This window comes from Streptomyces flavusporus, from assembly GCF_046267975.1.
Taxonomy (GTDB): domain Bacteria; phylum Actinomycetota; class Actinomycetes; order Streptomycetales; family Streptomycetaceae; genus Streptomyces; species Streptomyces flavusporus.
In genome coordinates, this window is sequence record NZ_CP176503.1 from 2,289,091 (window position 1) to 2,308,815 (window position 19,725).

Annotated in this window: 16 protein-coding genes; 6 read left to right on the forward strand and 10 right to left on the reverse strand. The window is 72.0% G+C overall.

Annotated elements, in window-relative coordinates; all coding sequences use genetic code 11:
* Positions 1–41: 41 nt before the first annotated feature.
* The 3 genes from ACKTSN_RS10770 to ACKTSN_RS10780 all read right to left on the reverse strand — a co-directional run bounded on the left by ACKTSN_RS10770 (position 42) and on the right by ACKTSN_RS10780 (position 3,590).
* Positions 42–1,280 (reverse strand): SAV2148 family HEPN domain-containing protein, encoded by a 1,239-nt coding sequence (locus tag ACKTSN_RS10770; protein ID WP_409474796.1) that lies wholly within the window; start codon positions 1,278–1,280, stop codon positions 42–44.
* Between the two features lie 103 nt (positions 1,281–1,383).
* Entirely contained in the window at positions 1,384–2,709 is a 1,326-nt protein-coding gene (locus ACKTSN_RS10775; RefSeq protein WP_409468897.1) for a copper amine oxidase, read from the reverse strand.
* Between the two features lie 56 nt (positions 2,710–2,765).
* Positions 2,766–3,590, reverse strand: a complete 825-nt coding sequence (locus ACKTSN_RS10780) for a Tat pathway signal sequence domain protein (protein WP_409468898.1) — start codon at positions 3,588–3,590, stop codon at positions 2,766–2,768.
* Positions 3,591–3,771: 181 nt separating this feature from the next.
* Here ACKTSN_RS10780 and glgX point away from each other — a divergent pair, with 181 nt between their 5' ends.
* The 3 genes from glgX to ACKTSN_RS10795 all read left to right on the forward strand — a co-directional run bounded on the left by glgX (position 3,772) and on the right by ACKTSN_RS10795 (position 9,723).
* Positions 3,772–5,880 carry a glycogen debranching protein GlgX gene (gene glgX, locus ACKTSN_RS10785; protein WP_409468899.1) on the forward strand — a complete coding sequence of 703 codons (2,109 nt, stop codon included), beginning with the start codon at positions 3,772–3,774 and terminating at the stop codon, positions 5,878–5,880.
* 91 nt (positions 5,881–5,971) lie between these two features.
* Positions 5,972–8,320, forward strand: coding sequence for a malto-oligosyltrehalose synthase (gene treY / locus ACKTSN_RS10790; protein ID WP_409468900.1), 2,349 nt, complete (start codon positions 5,972–5,974; stop codon positions 8,318–8,320).
* Positions 8,321–8,472: 152 nt separating this feature from the next.
* On the forward strand, positions 8,473–9,723 hold the full coding sequence (locus tag ACKTSN_RS10795) for a M14 family zinc carboxypeptidase (RefSeq protein ID WP_409468901.1): 1,251 nt from the start codon (positions 8,473–8,475) through the stop codon (positions 9,721–9,723).
* Positions 9,724–9,787: 64 nt separating this feature from the next.
* Here ACKTSN_RS10795 and ACKTSN_RS10800 read toward each other — a convergent pair whose 3' ends face one another.
* The 3 genes from ACKTSN_RS10800 to ACKTSN_RS10810 all read right to left on the reverse strand — a co-directional run bounded on the left by ACKTSN_RS10800 (position 9,788) and on the right by ACKTSN_RS10810 (position 12,241).
* Entirely contained in the window at positions 9,788–10,207 is a 420-nt protein-coding gene (locus tag ACKTSN_RS10800) for an SSI family serine proteinase inhibitor (RefSeq protein ID WP_409468902.1), read from the reverse strand.
* Entirely contained in the window at positions 10,204–11,604 is a 1,401-nt protein-coding gene (locus ACKTSN_RS10805) for a M14 family zinc carboxypeptidase (RefSeq protein ID WP_409468903.1), read from the reverse strand. Before ACKTSN_RS10805 ends, ACKTSN_RS10800 begins: the two co-directional genes overlap by 4 nt.
* Positions 11,605–11,689: 85 nt before the next feature.
* Positions 11,690–12,241, reverse strand: coding sequence for an FHA domain-containing protein (locus ACKTSN_RS10810; RefSeq protein WP_409468904.1), 552 nt, complete (start codon positions 12,239–12,241; stop codon positions 11,690–11,692).
* 172 nt (positions 12,242–12,413) lie between these two features.
* Between ACKTSN_RS10810 and treZ the strand changes: the two genes are divergently transcribed.
* Complete coding sequence (gene treZ, locus ACKTSN_RS10815; RefSeq protein ID WP_409468905.1) at positions 12,414–14,159, forward strand: malto-oligosyltrehalose trehalohydrolase; 1,746 nt, start codon at positions 12,414–12,416, stop codon at positions 14,157–14,159.
* A 76-nt stretch (positions 14,160–14,235) separates the two neighbouring features.
* On the opposite strand, the gene ACKTSN_RS10820 is transcribed toward treZ, so the two are convergent.
* A complete protein-coding gene (locus tag ACKTSN_RS10820; protein ID WP_409468906.1) occupies positions 14,236–15,177 on the reverse strand; it encodes an aminoglycoside phosphotransferase family protein in 942 nt (313 codons plus the stop codon).
* Between the two features lie 49 nt (positions 15,178–15,226).
* Positions 15,227–16,354 (reverse strand): M24 family metallopeptidase, encoded by a 1,128-nt coding sequence (locus ACKTSN_RS10825; protein WP_409468907.1) that lies wholly within the window; start codon positions 16,352–16,354, stop codon positions 15,227–15,229.
* A gap of 202 nt (positions 16,355–16,556) precedes the next feature.
* On the opposite strand from ACKTSN_RS10825, the gene ACKTSN_RS10830 reads away from it, so the two are divergent.
* Positions 16,557–17,312 carry a phosphodiesterase gene (locus ACKTSN_RS10830; protein ID WP_409468908.1) on the forward strand — a complete coding sequence of 252 codons (756 nt, stop codon included), beginning with the start codon at positions 16,557–16,559 and terminating at the stop codon, positions 17,310–17,312.
* Here the strand turns inward: ACKTSN_RS10830 and ACKTSN_RS10835 are convergent.
* A complete protein-coding gene (locus ACKTSN_RS10835) occupies positions 17,305–17,913 on the reverse strand; it encodes a PDZ domain-containing protein (protein ID WP_409468909.1) in 609 nt (202 codons plus the stop codon). The genes ACKTSN_RS10830 and ACKTSN_RS10835 overlap by 8 nt on opposite strands.
* A gap of 98 nt (positions 17,914–18,011) precedes the next feature.
* Positions 18,012–18,878 carry a LysR family transcriptional regulator gene (locus ACKTSN_RS10840; RefSeq protein WP_409468910.1) on the reverse strand — a complete coding sequence of 289 codons (867 nt, stop codon included), beginning with the start codon at positions 18,876–18,878 and terminating at the stop codon, positions 18,012–18,014.
* Positions 18,879–18,971: 93 nt separating this feature from the next.
* On the opposite strand from ACKTSN_RS10840, the gene ACKTSN_RS10845 reads away from it, so the two are divergent.
* Positions 18,972–19,685, forward strand: a complete 714-nt coding sequence (locus tag ACKTSN_RS10845) for a CTP synthase C-terminal region-related (seleno)protein (protein WP_409468911.1) — start codon at positions 18,972–18,974, stop codon at positions 19,683–19,685.
* Positions 19,686–19,725 lie beyond the last annotated feature (40 nt).

The following is a 19,725-nucleotide window of genomic DNA, read 5'->3' on the forward strand; positions in this document are numbered from 1 at the left end:
GACAATCAGAGGGCCGCATTCCGCTTCCGCGGTGGGACAGGTCAGGACACGGGCCGCGAATCCGCCCACATGAGCTCGAACTCCTCGCGGTACGTAGGGAAAAGCCCGCCTTCGTCGATCTCGTCCGACTTGACCACCCTGCTGCCGTTGCGCAGCACCAGGACCGGCGCCTCCATCCCCCGCGTCCGTCGCAGATAGGACTGCACGACCGCGATGCCGTCGGAACCGTCGCCGTCCACGAGGTACGCCGTGAAGCGGGGCGTCTCGTCGAAGACCTGGATCTCGAAGGCACCCGGGTCACGCAGCCGGGACCGCACCCGGCGCATGTGCAGGATGTTCATCTCGATCGCGCGGCTCAGCTCACCCCGCTTGATGCCGAGTTCGCGCTCGCGCCGCTTCACCGCGCTGGAGGCCGGGTTCAGGAACAGCAGCCGCACCCGGCATCCGGCCTCCGCGAGGCGGACGAGCCGCCGACCGGAGAAGTTCTGCACGAGCAGGTTGAGGCCGATCCCGATGGCGTCGAGCCGGCGTGCCCCGCCGAAGATGTCCTCGGCCGGGAACTGGCGCAGCAGCCGCACCCGGTCGGAGTGCACGGCGACCACGTCCGCGTACCGGTCGCCGACCAGGTCCTCGACCGCGTCGACCGGCAGCCTGCGCGCCGACGGCATGTCGCCGCCCGTGCCGAGGATCTCGAGGAGGCGCGCCGAGGCCCGCTCGGCCTGGTTCAGCACCGCCTCGGACAGGGCGCGGTTGCGCGAGACGACGTTCCGGGTGACCTCGAGCTCGTCCAGCGCCAGCTCGACGTCCCGGCGCTCGTCGATGTACGGCTCGAAGCACGGCCAGTGCTGCACCATCAGCTCGCGCAGCTGCGGCAACGTGAGGAAGCTGAGGACGTTGTCGTCGGCCGGGTCGAGCAAGTAGCCCTTGCGGCGGCTGACTTCGCGCACGGCGACCGCGCGTTGCACCCACTCCTGCCCGGCCGGCCCGGCCGCGGCGACCACCCAGTCGTCGCCGTGGACGGGTTCGTAGATGGGGCGCAGCACCGCGGCCACGATCGCGCGCAGCCGCTGTTCGACGAGGTTCAACCAGATGTAGGCGCGGCCGGCCCGCTGGGCGCGCGTACGCACCTCGCGCCAGGCGTCGGCGTCCCAGTCCAGTTCGGGGCCGATGGAGTGGGTCTCCATCGGCCGGGCCAGGGACACCGTGCCGGGCGGGACGTCTGTGGAGTTCCCCTCGTGACCCTCGTCACCAGGGGGCAGCTCCAGCCCTCCCGAGCCCACCCGCGCACCGCCTTCCGCTCCCCCGAGCACTCCCCGTCTCAACGATCAAGGAAGGGTACTCCGGGAGCGGTCGGCGGTGCAGCCGGATGGACAGGCTCGTTTCTCAACTACCGCTGTTCCAGTTGCCGTTCTGCCCGGCAAGGGCGGCGGGAGTGAGCGGATTCATAGCGGTCACGTCGCGCGGGGCGATGGAGAAGCCCTGCCAGTGGACCGGCATCGGCTGCTGGTCCTCGTCCCGGGCTATGTGATGGAACCCGATGTTCATCCAGACCACGGGGCGGGTGAGGGTCTGTCCGTTCACGAACTTGTCGACGGAGCTGCCCGCTCCGGCGCCGCAGCCGGGCTGGTTCTCGCTGGCGTACTGCTCGCACTTCTTGTACTCGGTGAAGTACACGTCGTGCTTGGTGAAGGAGCGGCCGGAGTACTTGCTGGTGGGCCCCGGGACGAGCTCGTAGGAGCGCGGGTGTCCGTCCTTGTTCTTGCCCGCCGTGCTCACCACGCGCCACCAGCGCATGTTCTTGATGTCGCCCGCCAGTTCCTTGGTCACCTTGGTACGGGTGGTCTTGGCGGTCGGGCCCGCGCCCTGGCCGGCCGGGGCGCTGACCTTCGAGTCGTACTGCTCGACCTTCGTCTTGGAAGAGCCGTCGAGGGCGAAGTTGAGCTTCCAGAAGACGTTGTGGCTGTGGCTGTCCGCCTTCGCCGCGGAGCCCTTGCCGATCGGCCAGCTGCGGCCGTCGCCGGCGTCGTAGTCCCACGGCGAGAGGCTGCCGGTCGCGCCGACGTTCATGTTGATGGTGCCGTCGTCCTGGAAGCGCCACTCGGTGATGTACTCGTACCAGTCGACCTTGTTGACCGTGTAGACGAGCAGGTCCTTGCCCTGTGCCTGGTAGACCTTTCCGTCCTGGTCCGCGTTCAGGAAGCGGTAGGCGTGGCCGCGGGAACGGGTCGTGGTGCACAGGCCCTTGATGTTCGGGTGGCCCTCGTAGTACGACGTGTTCGGGACCTTGACCGTCTTGATCGTGCCGCCGGGGCACTCCGCGGCGGTCAGGTTCATCAGGCCGTTGCCGAAGTTGTACCGCGTCAGGTCGTTGTACTCGCTCAGGCCGTCGTCGTACGGCACGTGGATCTGGGCCAGCCTGGCGCTGTTGAGGACCTTGATCGGGCGGGACTCGCCGGGCGGCTGGTAGGAGATGCTCTCCAGGACGATCCCGGCCTTGCTCTCGAAGCGCCAGCACATTCGCCACGTCGTGCCGGAGGCGAGCTTCTGCTCGATCCGGTAGGCGGTGCTGCAGTCGGCGGCCGCCGTGGGGGCGGCCTTCGGCTGGGCGGTGGCCGGGCCCGCACCGGTCGTCACGCCGGCGGCCAGCGCGGCGACGGCGAGGCCGAGGGCCGTCCGCCTGCGGGCACGGCTGAATCTGTTCACGCGCATGAAGAAGTGACTCCCTTACAGGAGAAGCAAGTTGGAAAAGCGAACGGACGGGCGGCTCAGCCGCGGTCGATCTGGACGACCTTGCGGGTGCTCAGGTCGATGACCAGGTCCCGGGTGTCGATCCACGGGCCGTTCGTGGCCTTCGGGGACAGCGTCGCGCAACGGTGCTCGCCGCAGGCGGCGAGTGCGGCGGGCCTGATCCCCGGATCCGCCTTGAAGATCATGCTGTTCAGCTGCAGCTGGTCCGGCGAGGTGAGCTCCTTGCCGATGGCGTCCTTGTAGTCGCCCTTCAGTCCCGCGGACAACGGGTCGGCGAGCAGCAGGCGAGCCGCCTCGGTCTCCTCGGCACGGCTCAGCGGCGGCTGCACGCCGCGGTGGGTGGAGGTCTGCTCGACCTTGCCGGTGTCGAGGTTGACGGTCCTGGTGACGAGGGTGTCGTCCTTGTAGTCGTAGTACGTCACGTCGGCGCGCCGCGGCGCGTTCGGGTCGTCCAGCTCGCTCGTCTCGGGCTCGGCGAGCTCGACGCCGAGCTGCTGCGGGCCACGGTCCCCGTCGACGTCCTCACTGGCGTTGAACAGCTGCCGGTTGAGGGCGAGCTTCGCGACCCGCTCCGTCTCGTCGTCGGTCAGCGGGTCACGGCCCCTGCCCTCGTCACCCTCGGCGGGGGCTTCCTCGACGATGCCCGGCGCGACGGCCGCGCCCTGCTCGTCCTGCCCCAGCTGCTGCGCGGCGGCCGCCTGGCCGCCCGCCTTGTTTCCTCCCGTTTCGTCGGCCCCTGCCGTCCCCGGCAGGGTGACTCCGACCATCACGGCGGTCGAGGCCACCGCAATGGCCGCACCGGCCACCACCTTGCCCAGATGGCGGTGCACTATCGTGCGCACATCTTCCCCCTACTCCCCCAGACTTCACGGGAGTACGTGTTTGCCCCACTGGTTCGGCATACCGCGTATGCACTGGTCACTCGGTAAGAGGGACGTAAGTCATAGGAGGTTCCATCACTTTCGGGGAGACTCGAGGCCAAGGCGCCACCGGCGGCACGCGCGAGCTGAAAGAGTCGTATCCATGCAGGTCTGGCCTGGAGAGGCGTATCCACTCGGTGCCACGTACGACGGCGCCGGCACCAATTTCGCGGTCTTCACGGAGGCCGCGGACCGAGTAGAGCTGTGTCTGCTGCACGACGACGGCTCCGAGACGGCGGTGGAGCTGCGGGAGAGCGACGCGTTCGTGCGGCACGCGTACCTGCCCGGCGTCATGCCGGGGCAGCGGTACGGCTACCGCGTGCACGGCCCGTACGCCCCGGAGCGGGGTCTGCGCTGCAACTCCGCGAAGCTCCTGCTCGACCCGTACGCGCGCGCGATCAGCGGTTCGATCGAGTGGGGCGAGGAGGTCTACGGCTATCCCTTCGGCGCACCCGACCGGCGCAACGACCTGGACTCCGCCCCGCACACCATGTCGTCGGTCGTGGTGAACCCGTACTTCGACTGGGGCGACGACCGGCGGCCGCGCACCGAGTACCACCACACGGTGATCTACGAGGCCCATGTGAAGGGCCTGACGATGCGGCACCCGGGGCTGCCGGAGGAACTGCGCGGCACCTATGCGGCACTCGCCCATCCGGCGGTCATCGAGCACCTGACCGGGCTGGGCGTGACCGCCCTGGAGCTCATGCCCGTACACCAGTTCGTCAATGACCACCGTCTGGTGGACATGGGCCTGAACAACTACTGGGGCTACAACACCATCGGCTTCTTCGCCCCGCACAACGCGTACGCCTCCTGGGGCGACCGCGGGCAGCAGGTCCTGGAGTTCAAGTCGGCGGTGCGCGCGCTGCACGAGGCCGGGATCGAGGTCATCCTGGACGTCGTCTACAACCACACCGCCGAGGGCAACCACCTCGGTCCCACGCTGTCCTTCCGGGGCCTGGACAACCCGTCGTACTACCGTCTCGCGGACGACCCCCGCTACTACATGGACACCACCGGGACCGGGAACTCCCTGCTCATGCGGTCCCCGCACGTCCTGCAGCTGATCATGGACTCGTTGCGGTACTGGGTCACCGAGATGCACGTCGACGGCTTCCGCTTCGACCTCGCCGCCACCCTGGCCCGCCAGTTCCACGAGGTGGACCGGCTGTCGTCGTTCTTCGACCTGGTGCAGCAGGACCCGGTCGTGTCGCAGGTGAAGCTGATCGCCGAGCCGTGGGACGTGGGCGAGGGCGGCTACCAGGTGGGCAACTTTCCGCCCCTGTGGACGGAGTGGAACGGCAAGTACCGCGACACCGTCCGGGACCTGTGGCGGGGCGAGCAGCGCACGCTCGCGGAGTTCGCGTCCCGTCTCACGGGCTCCTCGGACCTCTACCAGGACGACGGCCGCCGCCCGCTCGCCTCCATCAACTTCGTGACCTGCCACGACGGCTTCACCCTGCACGACCTGGTCTCCTACAACCACAAGCACAACGAGGCCAACGGCGAGGACAACCGCGACGGCGAGAGCCACAACCGGTCCTGGAACTGCGGCGCGGAGGGCGAGACCGACGACCCCGCGGTGCTGGAGCTGCGGGCCCGGCAGATGCGGAACTTCATCGCCACGCTGATGCTGTCCCAGGGTGTGCCGATGATCAGCCACGGCGACGAGTTCGCCCGCACCCAGCGCGGCAACAACAACGCCTACTGCCAGGACAGCGAGCTGTCCTGGGTGGTGTGGCCCGAGGACGGCAGCGACCTGTTCGACTTCACGCGCGCGATGGTGTGGCTGCGCAAGGACCATCCCGTCTTCCGCAGGCGGCGCTTCTTCCACGGGCGGCCCGTGGAGGGCACCCACGACGACCTGTCCGACATCGCGTGGTTCACGCCGGAGGGCCGGGAGATGACCCAACGGGACTGGGAGTCCGCCCAGGCGTCCGCGCTGACGGTGTTCCTCAACGGCAACGCGATCTCCGAGCCCGGTGCGCGCGGGGAACGCATCACCGACGACTCCTTCCTGCTGATGTTCAACGCCTCACCCAAGGCGCTGGACTTCGTCGTGCCGGTCAATCACGGACGCCAGTGGCACGTCGTCGTCGACACCGCCCGACCCGACGCGGTACCGCCCGGCACGGACACGAAGGTGGCTGCCGGCGACCGTCTGACACTGCCGGACCGGAGTCTCACGGTGTTGCAGCGGCCCGCCTAGGTGTGGGCTCAGAGAGCCCCGCTGCGGTGCTCGTCACTCACGCGCAGGGGACGATGACAGGAAACCCTGCGGGGCGGGTACGTAGCTTTCCATGACACCTGAGCGTCCTGACCCGGTAGTGCCCACGGCCACCTACCGGCTGCAGCTGCAGCCCGAGTTCCCGTTCGGGGCCGCGGCGGCGGCCGTGCCGTACCTGGCCTCGCTCGGCGTCTCGCATCTGCACCTCTCCCCCGTCCTGGAGGCCGTACCGGGCTCACTGCACGGATACGACGTCGTGGACCACGCGCGCGTGCGCGCCGAGCTGGGCGGCGAGGACGGGCTGCGCGCGCTCGCCCGCACCGCGAAGGAGCACGGGCTGGGGCTGGTGCTGGACATCGTGCCGAACCATATGGCCATGGCCCCGCGGCACAACCGCGCCCTGTGGGAGGTGTTGCGGGAGGGACCCAAGTCGCCGTACGCGCGGTGGTTCGACATCGACTGGGAGGCGCAGGGCGGTCAGGTGCTGCTGCCGGTGCTCGGGCAGCCGCTCGGCGCCGAGATCGACCGTCTGGAGGTCGACGGCGACGTCCTGCGCTACCACGACCATGCCTTCCCGCTGCGCGAGGGCACCGAGGAGCTGCCGTTGCCGCAGCTGCTGGACGCACAGTGGTACCGCCCGGTGTGGTGGCGGCTGGCCCGCACCGAGCTCAACTACCGGCGGTTCTTCAGCATTTCGGAGCTCATCGGGCTGCGGGTGGAGGTGCCGGAGGTCTTCGAGGCCACGCACGCAAAGATCCTGCAGCTCCTGCACGACGGTGTGGTGGACGGGCTGCGCATCGACCACCCCGACGGGCTCGCCGATCCCGACGCCTACCTGCGGCGCCTGCACGAGGCGACCGGCGGCCGCTGGACGGTCGTGGAGAAGATCCTCTCGGACGGGGAGCACCTGCCGGCCTCCTGGCCGGTCGCGGGCACCACGGGCTACGACGCCCTGCGGCACGTCGACGGCCTGTTCACGGACCCCTCGGGCGCCGGGGAACTCCTCGGCCAGTACCGGCGGTTCGCCGCCCCCCAGACGGACCGGGGCGGGAACTGGGAGGCGACGGTACGCCGCGCCGCGTACCGGGTGCTCGAGCACGAGCTGGCCGCCGAGGTGGACCGGCTGACCCGGGTGGCGAGCCGGCTGTGCGTCACGTCGCCGGACCCCGCGCTGCGCGACCGCGCGCCCTGGACGCTGCACACCGCCCTGCGGGAGCTGCTGGTGCGGCTGCAGGTGTACCGGCCGTACGAGTCCGGCGATGCCGCTTCCGTCGTCACCGAGGAGGCCGCCGCGCAGGCCCGGGCGGCCTTCGTCGTGCCCGAGGAGGCCGGTGCGGTCGACGTGGTACGCGGCCTGGTGCTCGGGTGCCACGGTGACGGTCCGGACCATCTGGAGTTCCGGACCCGGTTCGCGCAGACGGCGTCGGCGCTGCGCGCGAAGTCCGTGGAGGACACGGCGTTCTACCGCTATGTGCCGCTGCTGTCGGCGACCGAGGTGGGCGGGAACCCAGGGAACCCCGCCATGCCTCCGGAGGACTTCCACGCCCACTGCGCGCGCGTGCAGCGCGACTGGCCCGGCACCTGCACCGTGGTGTCCACGCACGACACCAAACGCAGCGCGGACGTGCGGGCGGCGCTGGCCGTGCTCACCGAGTGTCCGCAGCGCTGGGCGGACACGCTGGCCGAGGTGACCCGCACGGGCGAAGGCGTACCGGACGCCCAGCTCGCGTGGGCGGCCTGGCAGACGGTGTTCGGACTCGGCCCGGCGGATCCGGACCGGGTGCAGCGGGCGCTGCTCAAGCACATCCGGGAGGCCGGGCTGTACACGAGCTGGACGGAACAGGAGCCCCCGTACGAGGAGGCGGTGGCGGCGTTCGTAGCGGCGGGGCCGTGCGGCGCCCCGGGCGAGCGGGTGCACGCCCTGCGCGCCACGCTGGAGCCGCACATCCGGGCGAACGTCCTCGGCACCGCGCTGATCCACCTGACGATGCCGGGGGTGCCGGATCTGTACCAGGGCACGGAGGGCGAGTACCGCGCGCTGGTCGATCCGGACAATCGCCGGCCCGTCGGGTTCCCGCCCGGGGATCTGGGCGACAAGGGGGCGGTGACCGGGGCGGCGCTGCGGCTGCGAAGGCGGCGGCCGGAGGTGTTCGGGAACGCGGCCACGTACGCGCCACTGACCGCCGAGGGGCCTGCGGCGTCCCACTGTGTGGCGTACGTGCGCTCCGGGGAGGTCGTCACCGCCGTCACGCGGCTGTCGCTGCGGCTGGCGGAGGCGGGCGGCTGGCGTGACACGCGGCTGACGCTGCCGCCGGGTCGCTGGGCCGACGTACTGGCTCCGGAGCGGGAGTTCACCGGGCACACGCGCGTGGACGACCTTTTCGCGCCACTGCCGGTCGCCCTGCTGGAGAGGGTGGGCTGAAGGGCGCGCGGAGCCATGGGTTCGGCGCCGGAGCCGTTAACACGGCCGGCGTGCCTCCGGGAGCCCCCTGGCGCCTCCCCCACGACGTCCTTGACACCGCACGGAGACCGTGCGGTACTGCGGGTGCGAAGCCGGGCGGAAACATGACGGGGGTGAGTCTCCTGCCGGAGCTGCGCTACCCCACCGTGACCGAAATCGTGTCGTCCGCCCGGGCGTTGGCCGCTCAGCACCCCCGCTTGTGTGTCGTTCGGCAGGTCGGCGTCTCCCGCGGCGGCCGCCCCCTGCGCCTGCTGTCCGTCGGCCGCGCCCGGCGCGCCGTCCTGGTCGTCGCGGGCGCCCACGCGAACGAGCCGACCGGGGGCTCCACGCTTCTCGCGCTCGCCGAACGGGTCGTGCAGGAACGCCCATTGCGCTCCGGTGTGTCCTGGCACTTCCTGCTGTGCGCGGACCCGGACGGGGCGAGCCTGCACGTGACACCGGCGCCGCGCAGCCTGCTCGACTACCACCTCGGCTTCTTCCGGCCCGCGGGCCCGGAGCAGCCGGAGTGGTCGCCGGCCGTGCTGCCGCCGGACCGGTTGCCGCCCGAGACGCGCGCCCTGACCGGGGTCATCGACGAGCTGCACCCGTACCTCCAGGTGACCCTGCACGGGACCGATCTGGGCGGCAGCTGGGTGCAGTTGACGAAGGACATCCCGGGCCTGGCCGAGCCGTTCGCCAAGTCGGCGGCGGAGCTGCACATTCCGGTGGAGACGGGCGCCTCGGACGCCGCCGGCTGGCCCACGGCGGGCCCGGGGGTGCATGTGATGCCGGATCCCGGTTCGGGCGCGGCGTACCCGAGCATGCCGGACGACGCACGGCGCAGCACCTGGTACCACGTGCACCGCTACGGCGGTCTGACCGCGGTCGTGGAGGTGCCGATGTGGGCGAGCGACCTGGTGGACGACCCGGCTCCGCATCCGGCGCCGGCCGCGGCGATGCGCCGCCTCGCGAGCCGGCTGCTGCGGGACACCCTGGAGGTGGAGCGGGTGCTTAACGAGGCGCAGCCGCGTCTGGAGGGTGTCGACGGGCCCCTGTTGCGGGCCGCGAGGTGGGCGCTGGAGCTGGTGCCGGGCCTGGCCGCGGACTGGATGCACACACCGCCCGCCGACCACACGAGGGCGTACGTGGGCAGCGTCGACGCGTTCGCCCGCCGGCTGCCGCTGCGTGCCGCGGCGATGCTGTTGCGGGTCCTTCAGGAGAACGACGACCGCGCGTCACCACTCCTCGAGCGGCTCGTCGCGATGTGGAGCGACGCCTTCGCCGAGCGTTTCCGCGCCCGCTGGGTGCCCTTGGAGCACCAGGTCGAGCACCAGTCCCGCACGGTCGTCGCGGCGGCCCTCCATGCGCGCGAACGATCGGGCTGAAGCCCTGCCGCCGAGGCGTCGCGACGCCGCTCCACGCGCGCGTGCCGAGCTCTCCCCACCGGCGTCAGCGGTCCAGCACGAACACCGCACCGGTACGGGCCGCCAGTGCGCAGTTGTTCGTGAACGTCTCCCGGTACTCGATCGGCCGTCCTTTCCACCGTCCGCGGGCGTGGGCGGTCACGGGCGCGTAGACCATCGGACAGTAGCCGTCCTTCAGCGGGATACGGCCGATGTCGCCGTCCACCGCATCGAGCTGGTTGCAGGCCTCGGCGGCCCGCCGGTGTCCCTGGGGCGGGTCGCACCGCAGCAGGGTGCTTCGTGGTTCGCCGGACCGGGCGTCGCCCCGGGTGACCGTGAGGTAGAGCCAGTCGCCGGTGCGGGCCTCCTGGACCGTCCCCTGTGCGGGCGTCGCGCCGACGACGAGCAGGGCGGCCGCCGCAGGCAGAACGCCCCGTACTACGTTCGCTGTGAGGGTGTGCGTCATTCCCGATGCATCGGCACGACCGGCTCGGGTCCCCAGCCCGGATCACCCGAACGGGAGGTCGCGGACGCGTGCCGCAGGGCCAGTTCGAACGCGTCGAGCACCACCTGTGACTGGTACTCGACCTGGCGCTGCATGGGGATCCAGCGGGCCCCGCAGTCGTCACGGTAGTCGGCGCACCACGCGTCGAGGAGCGGGTCCAGCTCCGGGAGCACACCGGCCGGGTCGTCACCGGTGGCGGTGGCGAGCTGGTGCAGCAGTCCGGCCGTCCGCAGGGCAAGGCGCCGCCCGGCGATGCGCAGGGCGGCCAGGTGGGCGCTGCTGAGCGGCGGCAGCGGGCGCGCCCGGTCACCCCGGTCGGGGTCCCAGGCGTCGGCAAGTCCTGGGCAGACGAGCAGGTAGTCGTCGACCGGCGCCAGCAGGCGTGCGGCGTCCGGGAGCGCGGCGGCATGCGGGCGCACGCGCGCGAGGAGCCGCCGCAGCAGCAGGGTGTCGTGGCGCAGCGTGCGGCTGACGGTGCGCAGCGCCCCGTCCGGGTCGGCAGGCACGGAGCCGTCCTCCACGGCCGCCACACCCCACATGGGCGCCTCCACGACGGCCGTGACCGTGCCGTGCCGGTGCGGGTGGTACCACGTGGACTCGACGGCGGCCTCGGTGATGGCCGCGGCCAGATCGCCCCGGCGCGGCGACGGGATCCGGTAGACGGCGGGTCCCAGGCTCGGCCAGTACAGGGTGTCGTAGGCACCGAGTTCGCGCGGGATGCCGAAGCGGGCCGCGGCGCGGGCCACGCGTTGGGCGAGGCCGGGCAGGTCGCGGGTCAGCTCGACGAAGCCGCCGCCGATGTCGACACCGTGCAGGGAGCCCTGGAAGAAAGGTTTCAGTTCGTCCTGGAGGGCGAGCAGGGCACGCGTCTCCGGCAGGACGGCTCCGTCCGCGCCCTCGGGCAGCCATTCGGGCTGTTCCAGGAAGCCGGGGCGGAAGAAGTGCCGGAAGTACTTCTCGAGGCTGTACGGACCCGCCAGCCAGTTCTCGTTGCGGCGCAGTCCGTCGGGGTCGAGGCACAGCAGCAGGTTCCAGGTGACGTCGGCGCCGTCGGTGAGGCTGCGGTCGGCGAGCACCTGCCCGGCCAGGCGCAGGACGGTGGCGCCGCCGACGGGCTCGTTGGCGTGCGGTCCGGCCACGACCAGGGCCTGACGGCGGCCGTGCCCGAGGGACAGCAGGTGCAGGGGGGTGCCCGCGCGGGAGACGCCGATGCGGCGCAGCCGGGCGGTACGGAGGTGGCGGGCGACGAGGGCGGCCGCTCGTGCCTCCAGCTCGTCGACGGTCGGATAGCGGAGGAGTGGCGGCAGGGCACACCTCCGTGGTGCCGTCGGTTCACCTGATGTGTGTGGTGTACGCACAGTCAGTCACGAGATCAGGGGTACGTCAACACCGCGGCGGCCGGGCCGACATGGGGGTGTGCCCCAGGGCGGCGTCGGGCCCCGCTCAGCTTGCCGCGAGCCGGAAGGCCATCTGCCCGAAGCCGACCTGGTCGCCCTCGCGGACGACGGCCGCGCCGATGACCCGCCGTCCGTTCACCGTCGTGCCGTTGGTCGAGCCGAGGTCGCGCAGCACCCACATGCCGCCCTGGCGGCTGAGTTCGGCGTGGACGCGGGAGACCGTCTCGTGGTTCAGTCTGAGGCCGCTGCCGGGGTCGCGGCCGATGCGCAGCGGGCGCCCGGCCGCCGGGTGCGGCAGCAGCAGCTTGGGCAGCCGCTCGGCCTGCCAGGCCCGGCGCAGCCGCTCGGTGAAGCCGGACACCGCCTCGACGGTGCCGAACACCACACGGGACAGGCGTCCCTCGGTGGGCAGATCGGCGGTGAGGACGGCGAGCTCGTCGGAGCGTCGGGCGACGAGTGCCAGTTCCATGCGCCGGATGAACGTGTCGTGCGAGAGACGGCCCATGGCGACGCCGTCACGCAAGCGCTTCAGTGCCTTGTCGCGCTCGGCGTCGGAGAGCCGCGCGGGATAGGTCGGGAACTCGAAGGACGACGTCACGCTCGTGATTGTCGGTCAGTGAACCCCGGGTGTCCAGAAATCGGGGAAACGGCCAGCACCCGCGCGTACCTGACGACACCCGCCGCAAAAGGGGTATTCACAAGCGGATTGATCGTGTTTGAAGCACGATGGTCGGGCTACATCACGGTGAGCAGACGAAGGGGAACCGTCCGTGCAGTTCGAGGTGTGGGCACCACAGGCCGGCCGTGTGACGCTCCATTGCGACGGCGCCACGCGCGCGATGGAGCGAGATCCGGAACGAGCGGGGTGGTGGACCGGGGAGGCAGAGGCCCGCGACGGTACGCGGTACGGCTTCGCGCTGGACGACGGGCCCGTACGGCCCGATCCGCGTTCGCGCCGGCAGCCGGACGGCCCGGACGGCCTGAGCGCGGTGGTCGACCACGGGTGCTACGGATGGCGCACCGAGTGGTCGGGCCGCCCGCTGCAGGGTGCGGTCGTGTACGAGCTGCATGTGGGCACGTACACGCGCGAGGGCACCCTGGACGCGGCTGCCGAACGGCTCGGACATGTCGCCGAACTGGGGGTCACACACGTCCAGTTGATGCCGCTGTGCCCTTTTCCCGGGCGGCACGGCTGGGGATACGAGGGGGTGTCACTGTGGGCGGTCCACGAGCCGTACGGCGGGCCCGAGGCGCTGAAACGGTTCGTCGACCGGGCGCACGAACTCGGTCTGGGCGTGGTCCTGGACGTCGTACACAACCACCTCGGCCCGTCCGGGAACTATCTGCCCGAGTTCGGGCCCTACTTCACGGACAGGCACCACACTCCGTGGGGCGTCGCCGTCAATCTGGACGCTCCCGGGTCGGACGAGGTGCGGGCGTTTCTGGTCGGCAGCGCGCTGGCGTGGCTGCGCGACTACCGGCTCGACGGGCTGCGGCTGGACGCGGTGCACGCGCTGGCGGACACGCGCGCGTGCCACTTCCTGGAGGAGCTGTCGACCGCGGTGGACGCTCTCGCCGCCGAGACGGGACGCCCGCTGTTCCTCGTCGCCGAGTCCGATCTGAACGATCCACGGCTCATCACGGCCCGCGAGAAGGGCGGGCTGGGGGTGCACGCGCAGTGGAACGACGACTTCCATCACGCCCTGCACACCGCGCTGACGGGCGAGTCCCAGGGCTATTACGCGGACTTCGCACACGCTCCCCTCAAGGCGCTCGCCAAGACGCTGACGGGCGGCTACTTCCACGACGGCACGTACTCCAGCTTCCGGGGCCGGCGTCACGGGCGTCCGCTGGACCGTACGCGCGTGGCCGCACACCGGCTGCTCGGCTACAGCCAGACCCACGACCAGGTGGGCAACCGCGCCCAGGGAGACCGCCTTTCCGCCACCCTGTCCCCCGGGTTGCTGGCCTGCGCCGCCGCGGTGACACTGACCGGCCCCTTCACGCCGATGCTGTTCATGGGTGAGGAGTGGGCGGCCGGCACACCCTGGCAGTTCTTCACCGACCACACCGATCCGGCGCTGGCGGAGTCGGTACGGCGCGGCAGGCGGCGGGAGTTCGCGGCGCACGGCTGGGCCGAGGAGGACGTGCCCGACCCACAGGACCCGGCGACCCGGGACCGCTCCTGCCTCGACTGGTCCGAACCCGACAACGAGCCCCACGCGCGCGTACTGGCCTGGTACCGACGGCTCATCGCGCTCCGGCACGAACAGCCGGACCTCACCGATCCCGACCTCTCCGTCATCAAGGTGGCCTACGACGAGGAGGGGCGCTGGCTCGCCTTCCGGCGCGGCGACGTCTGCGTGGCCGTGAACCTGGGCAAGGAGACGGCCACGATCCCCCTGGGCACCCGTCCGGCCCAGGTCCTCGCCGCGTGGGAACCGGTCGGGACCCCGGACGGGGAAGGTGCGCTGCGCGTGCCCGGGGAGTCGTGCGTGGTGGTGGCGCAGCCGTGAGCACGGCGCCGGGCCACGCGCGCCTGCCAGGCGGCTGAGGGCGTCGTACGGGCGCGCGGCCCCGTCACAGGCGGCGCTACAGCGCGTCGTCCGTGGCGTCCTCGCGCAGTTCCGTCACGCGTTCCAGGAGGATCGCCTCCCAGGCGTGGCGCAGTTGGGTCCTCAGGAGGGCCGGCGGGTCGTCGCCACGGCCGGCGAGGCGCTGGGCGAGCCGTACGACGCTGTCGCAGCGGGCGAGCCACAGACCGCGCAGACAGGGGCGGGCGCCGTATCCGGCGAGGGTGGCGGCGCGCACGGCGGCCGGGGAGCCCACGGCTTGGGCGAGTCCGGCGATGTCCTCGGCGGGGTCGCCGACGACCGCGTCGGCCCAGCCGAGGACGCCGCGCACCCGGCCGTCGGCGCTGACCACGAGGTGGTCGCCGGTGAGGCCATGGTGGACGAGGACCGTGGTGCCGGGCTGCGCCGCGAGCTGGACCGCCGCGGGACCGGTGAGCTGGCGCAGGAGCCCGGCGTCGAACTCGTCGGCCGCGGCGAGGCGTCCGGCGGCGCGCACGGCGGCCCGGCGCAGGGCCTCCAGGGAGCGCGGGGAGACGCGCGGCACACCGAGCGTCTCCGCCTGCCGTACGGGCACCTCGCGCAGCCCCGTGAGCAGTCCGGCCAGATCGGCCTCGCCGACGGCGGACACGTCGTGCTCCGCGGCCGAGCCGCCGGGCACCTTGGTGTCCAGCGTGTAGGTGAGCCCCGGCGCCCACTCGCCGTGCGCCACACTGACCGGCACGGCGACCGGGACGTGCGGGCGGACGAGGTCGCGCAGCCGCAGTTCACGGCGCTGCTGCGCGGCGGCCTCGCGGTCGGGGGCGAGGCGCAGCACATGGCGGGTACCGACCCACCATGTGGCGTGCCCGCCGGCCTCGGTGACCGGCCGGATCTCGGGGCCGGCGGCGCCCGCGCCCTCCTTGAGCAGGGAAAGGATCAGTCGGCGGACGGTGTCCGCGGTGGGTGTCGGTGCCTGGGTCATGGTCGGACCGTCGTCACTCGGGTTCGTACGGGGGGCTCCTGGGCTGGGGTCAGTCCACTATGACCAGCTCGCGCGTGGTGTCGTTGAGGCGTCGGCCGCCGTCCTCGGTCACCGTCACGATGTCCTCGATGCGCATGCCGAAGCGGCCCGGCAGGTAGATGCCCGGCTCCACGGAGAAGCACATCCCGGGGACGAGGGGCTGCTCCTCGCCCTCGATCATGTACGGGGGCTCGTGGGTCGTCACGCCGATGCCGTGTCCGGTGCGGTGGATGAAGTACTCGCCGTACCCGGCGTCGGCGATGACCGCGCGGGCGGCCCGGTCGACCTCCTGGCAGGCGACTCCCGGCCGCACCGCGCGGAAGCCGGCCTCCTGGGCCTCGCGCACGATGTCGTGGACCCGGCGCTCCTCCTCGGTCGGTTCGCCGACGTGGACCGTGCGGGAGGTGTCGGAGCCGTAGCCGTTCCTGAGGCCGCCGAAGTCGAGGACGACCATGTCACCGCGTTCGATGACGCGGTCACCCACCTCGTGGTGCGGGTTGGCGCCGTTCGGGCCCGAGGCGACGATGGTGAAGTCGACCTGGGCGTGCCCGAACCGGCGCAGCAGATCGGCGAGGTCGCGGGCGACGTCCGACTCCCGGCGGCCGGCGAAGGGAACCTTCCGGATCTCCTCGTACGTTGCGTCTGCGGCCGCTCCCGCGGCCGCCAGCAGCTCCAGCTCCGCCGCGTCCTTGACGGCGCGCAGCATCGGCAGGGCTTCGGTGAGGGAGGCATAGGAACTGCCGGGCAGCGCCTTCTGCAGGCCCAGCAGATGCATGGCCCAGGCGTTGTCACTGACGCCGAAGTGTCCTGCGGCGTCGAGGAGGGCGGCGGTGGCGGCGTAGGGGTCCTTGCCGTCGGTCCAGTCGCGCAGGCTCAGGGCGGGCGCACCCGGGGCCTTCGCGGCGTCGGGGGCCTCGAGGGTGGGGACGACGAGGACGGGATCCATCCCGGCGGCGATGACCAGGAGGGTGAGCCGTTCGGTGATCGCCGTGGGTGCATAGCCGGTGAGCCACACCAGGTCCGGCCCCGGCGCCACCAGCAGCCCCGCGAGCCCGGCGTCCGCGGCCGCCCGCGCGGCGCGCTCCATACGGGCCCGGTAGTCGTCGGCGGTGAAGGGCGCAACCGTACTGCCGGTCATCCGGGCCTCCTCGAGCCGTGCGGGTACCACGGGCAGCATCCTGCCCGGCCGGAGGGGGCCGCGCGAGCCGGTGAGCCGGGGTTCCGGGCCGGAAACCGGCCACGCCCAGGCCATCCGCTAACGCTTTCACATTGCCCACCCATTTCATCTAATGCTTAGATGCAGCCATTCCGTTAATCCGCGCTCCAGGGAGGCCCCACCCGTGCTCGTACTCGCCCACATCAGCGATCTGCATCTGGACGGAAGCCCACGGGCTACGGAGCGCGCCGAGCGGGTGCGCGACCGGTTGTGGGGACTGCCGGGTCACGTGGACGCGCTGCTGGTGACGGGAGACATCGCGGACCACGGCACGGAGGCGGAGTACGAGGAGGCCGCCCGCATCCTCGGCCTGGACACCGGCGACGCGCCGTTCCCGGTCCTGACCTGCCCGGGCAACCACGACCGCCGCGAGCCGTTCCGCAAGGCGCTGCTGGGGCGGCCCGCGGCCCAGGGACCGGTCAACGGCGCGCACGTCTTCGACGACGCCGCCGTGCTGATGTGCGATTCCAGCATCCCCGGCAGCGACGAGGGGGCACTGGACGACGAGACGTACGACTGGATCGAGGCGACGCTCGACGAGCTCGACGGAACCGTTCCGGTGCTGCTCGCCTTCCACCACCCGCCCGTCGCGCTGCATCACCCGCTGCCCGACTCCTACCGGCTCCGAGAACCGCACCGGCTGGCCGCCCTCATGGAGCGCCGCCCCGAGATCGCCGGGCTCGTCACGGGGCACGCGCACACCCCCGCGGCCACCGCGTTCGCCGGACGGCCCCTGGTCGTCGGTCCCGGTGTGACATGGACGCTGCGGCTGCCCTGGGAGGGCGAGCAGGTCGCCGACCGGGACGCGCCGGTCGGGCTGGCCTTTCACGTCCTGGACGACGCAGGACGACTGACCAGCCACTTCCGCGTGGTCACGTGACGACACCGGGGACCACCGTCAACTGCTGGTATCCCCCGCTTTCATGCCGCACCGTCACCGTGACCGCCTCCCCCGGCCGCGCCGTACCCACCGCGCGGACCAGGTCCGACGCCGACTCGACGGGAGTGCCGTCGAACGTGAGGAGTACGTCCCCGCGCACCAGGCCCGCCGCAAAGCCGGGTCCCGGGACGTGGACCCCCACGACCAGGGCCCCGGACTTCTCGGCGTCCACGACCTCCACGGCCAGGGTCGCCCCCGTGGGCGCCGGTGGTGAGGGGGCCGTCGTCGTGATGGGCATGGACGGGCTCGGGCGGGACGAGAGGGACGGGCTGATACGCGCCCCCGGTGCCGCCGACCCGGTCGGCCCCGCCTGTCGCTGGAGTTCGGCGAGCTTGCTCATGCCGATCACCGTGGCACTCACCGTGCCCAGTCCGACGCCGGACAGCACCAGCACCGTTCCGATGAACAGGCCGAAGAGCAGGGTCGTGAGCCGTCGGCCGCGACGGCGCGCGGCGTGCGGCCTTCGGGCGGGCTTCGATCCGGTGCCGCCGCCCGGCTCCCGACCGGGCATCGGCTTGGGACGCAACGCAGTCTGTTTCATGGTTCGCCTCCGGTGGTGCACTACCCGGCGCACCGGCGCACAACGAGCCACGAACGAGTGAGACTGACCCATGGTCAAGAACGGGAAGCCATAGTGGCTCACCCCCGTGCGGTCAACGCCTCCACGACCGCTGCCGCCGCTCCCCGCGGCGAGCCCGCGTGCACCAGCTCCGTGCGGTGGACGACCCGCGGCTCGGTGACCGGGACGGCGACCGTGCCCGCCACCGCCTCTCCCGCCGAGCGGGGCAGCAGGGTCAGGCCATGGCCCGCGGCGGCCAGGGCGGTGAGGGTGCGGACGTCCGTGCCGTCGTAGCGCAAGGACGGGCGGAAGCCATGGCCACCGTTCGCGGCCCGGAGGTGGGCCAGCGGCAGCCCTGCGTCGGGGGCGTCGAGCCAGCGGGCGTCGGCGAGGTCGCCCAGGCGCAGGCCGGAGCGCCGGGCCAGCGGCTGCGTGGTGGGAAGGAGGACGCACACGGGCTCCTCCCCCACGCCGTACGTGGTCAGCGGCGCCACGTCGGGCAGCCGCAGCGGATCGCTGGGGGCGGCGAGGCCGTCGACTAGGCCGAGGTCCGCGGCGCCGGTGGCGACGGTCGCCGGAATTCCGTCCCGCGACAGCACCCGCAGGGTCACCCCCGCGGCCGGGAGCGCGGCCAGGATCCGCGGCCCGAGCGCGGTCGGCGCGGCGGCGAGTGTCAGGCCGTGCGCGGGAGCGGCCGCCATCCGTACGACGTCCGCGCGCGCCGCGTCCAGGCGCAACAGCAACGGACCCGCGTGTTCGAGGAGTCGCTCGCCGGCCGCCGTGGGGGCGACGGGACGGCGGGTGAGCAGCGGAGCCCCCAGGTCCTGTTCGAGCGCCGCGATGTGCTGGGAGACCGCCGACTGGGTGTAGCCGAGTTCCCGCGCGGCCTCGGAGAACGAGGCGACGCGGGCGACGGTGACATACGTACGCAGGAGGTGCGGGTCCATGCCCCTCAGGATCCCACTGCATCAGCAACGCTTATCGACCGTGCAGAAATCATCGTTGGACGTGAACCTCGGGTCGAACGCAGGATGACAGCCATGACGAACACAGCAGCCCGCCTGGCCCTGGTCGGCGACCGCTCCCCCAACGTCGCCTCGCACACTCGTATCCCCCTTCTCCTCGACGCCCTCACGGAACGCGACCGGCTCGTCCTCGACGCCTACTGGATCCCCTCCGAGGACGCCGAGGACCCCGACGCCGTACGCGGCTTCGACGCGGTGTGGGTGCTGCCGGGCAGCCCGTACCGCAGCGAGGCCGGTGTGCTCACGGCGATCCGCACCGCGCGGGTGGAGGGCATTCCGTTCCTGGGCACGTGCGGCGGGTTCCAGCACGCCCTCCTCGAGTACGCCCGTGACGTCTGCGGTCTGACGCGCGTGGCGCACGCGGAGAACGACCCCGCCGCCGCGGACCCGCTCATCGAGCCGCTGGCCTGTTCGCTCGTCGGCCACGAAGCCGTCGTGACGATCGAGCCGGGCTCGCTCGCCCAGTCCGTGATCGGCTCCGAGCGGACGGTCGAGCGCTACTTCTGCGCGTACGGTCCCACCCGCCACCTCGACACCCTGCGTGCCCACGGGCTGCGCTTCTCCGGCCACGACGAGGACGGCCACGTCCGGATCGCCGAACTCCCGGGCCACCCCTTCTTTCTGGCCTCGCTCTTCCAGCCGGAACTGTCCGGCGACGGCTCGCGCCCGCATCCGATGGTCCGCGCGCTGGCCCGGGCCGCGGTGGAGCACATGCGTCAGCCCGTGTGAGCCGGGCGGCACGTCCCGTTGTCAGTGGTCGCTGTTACGT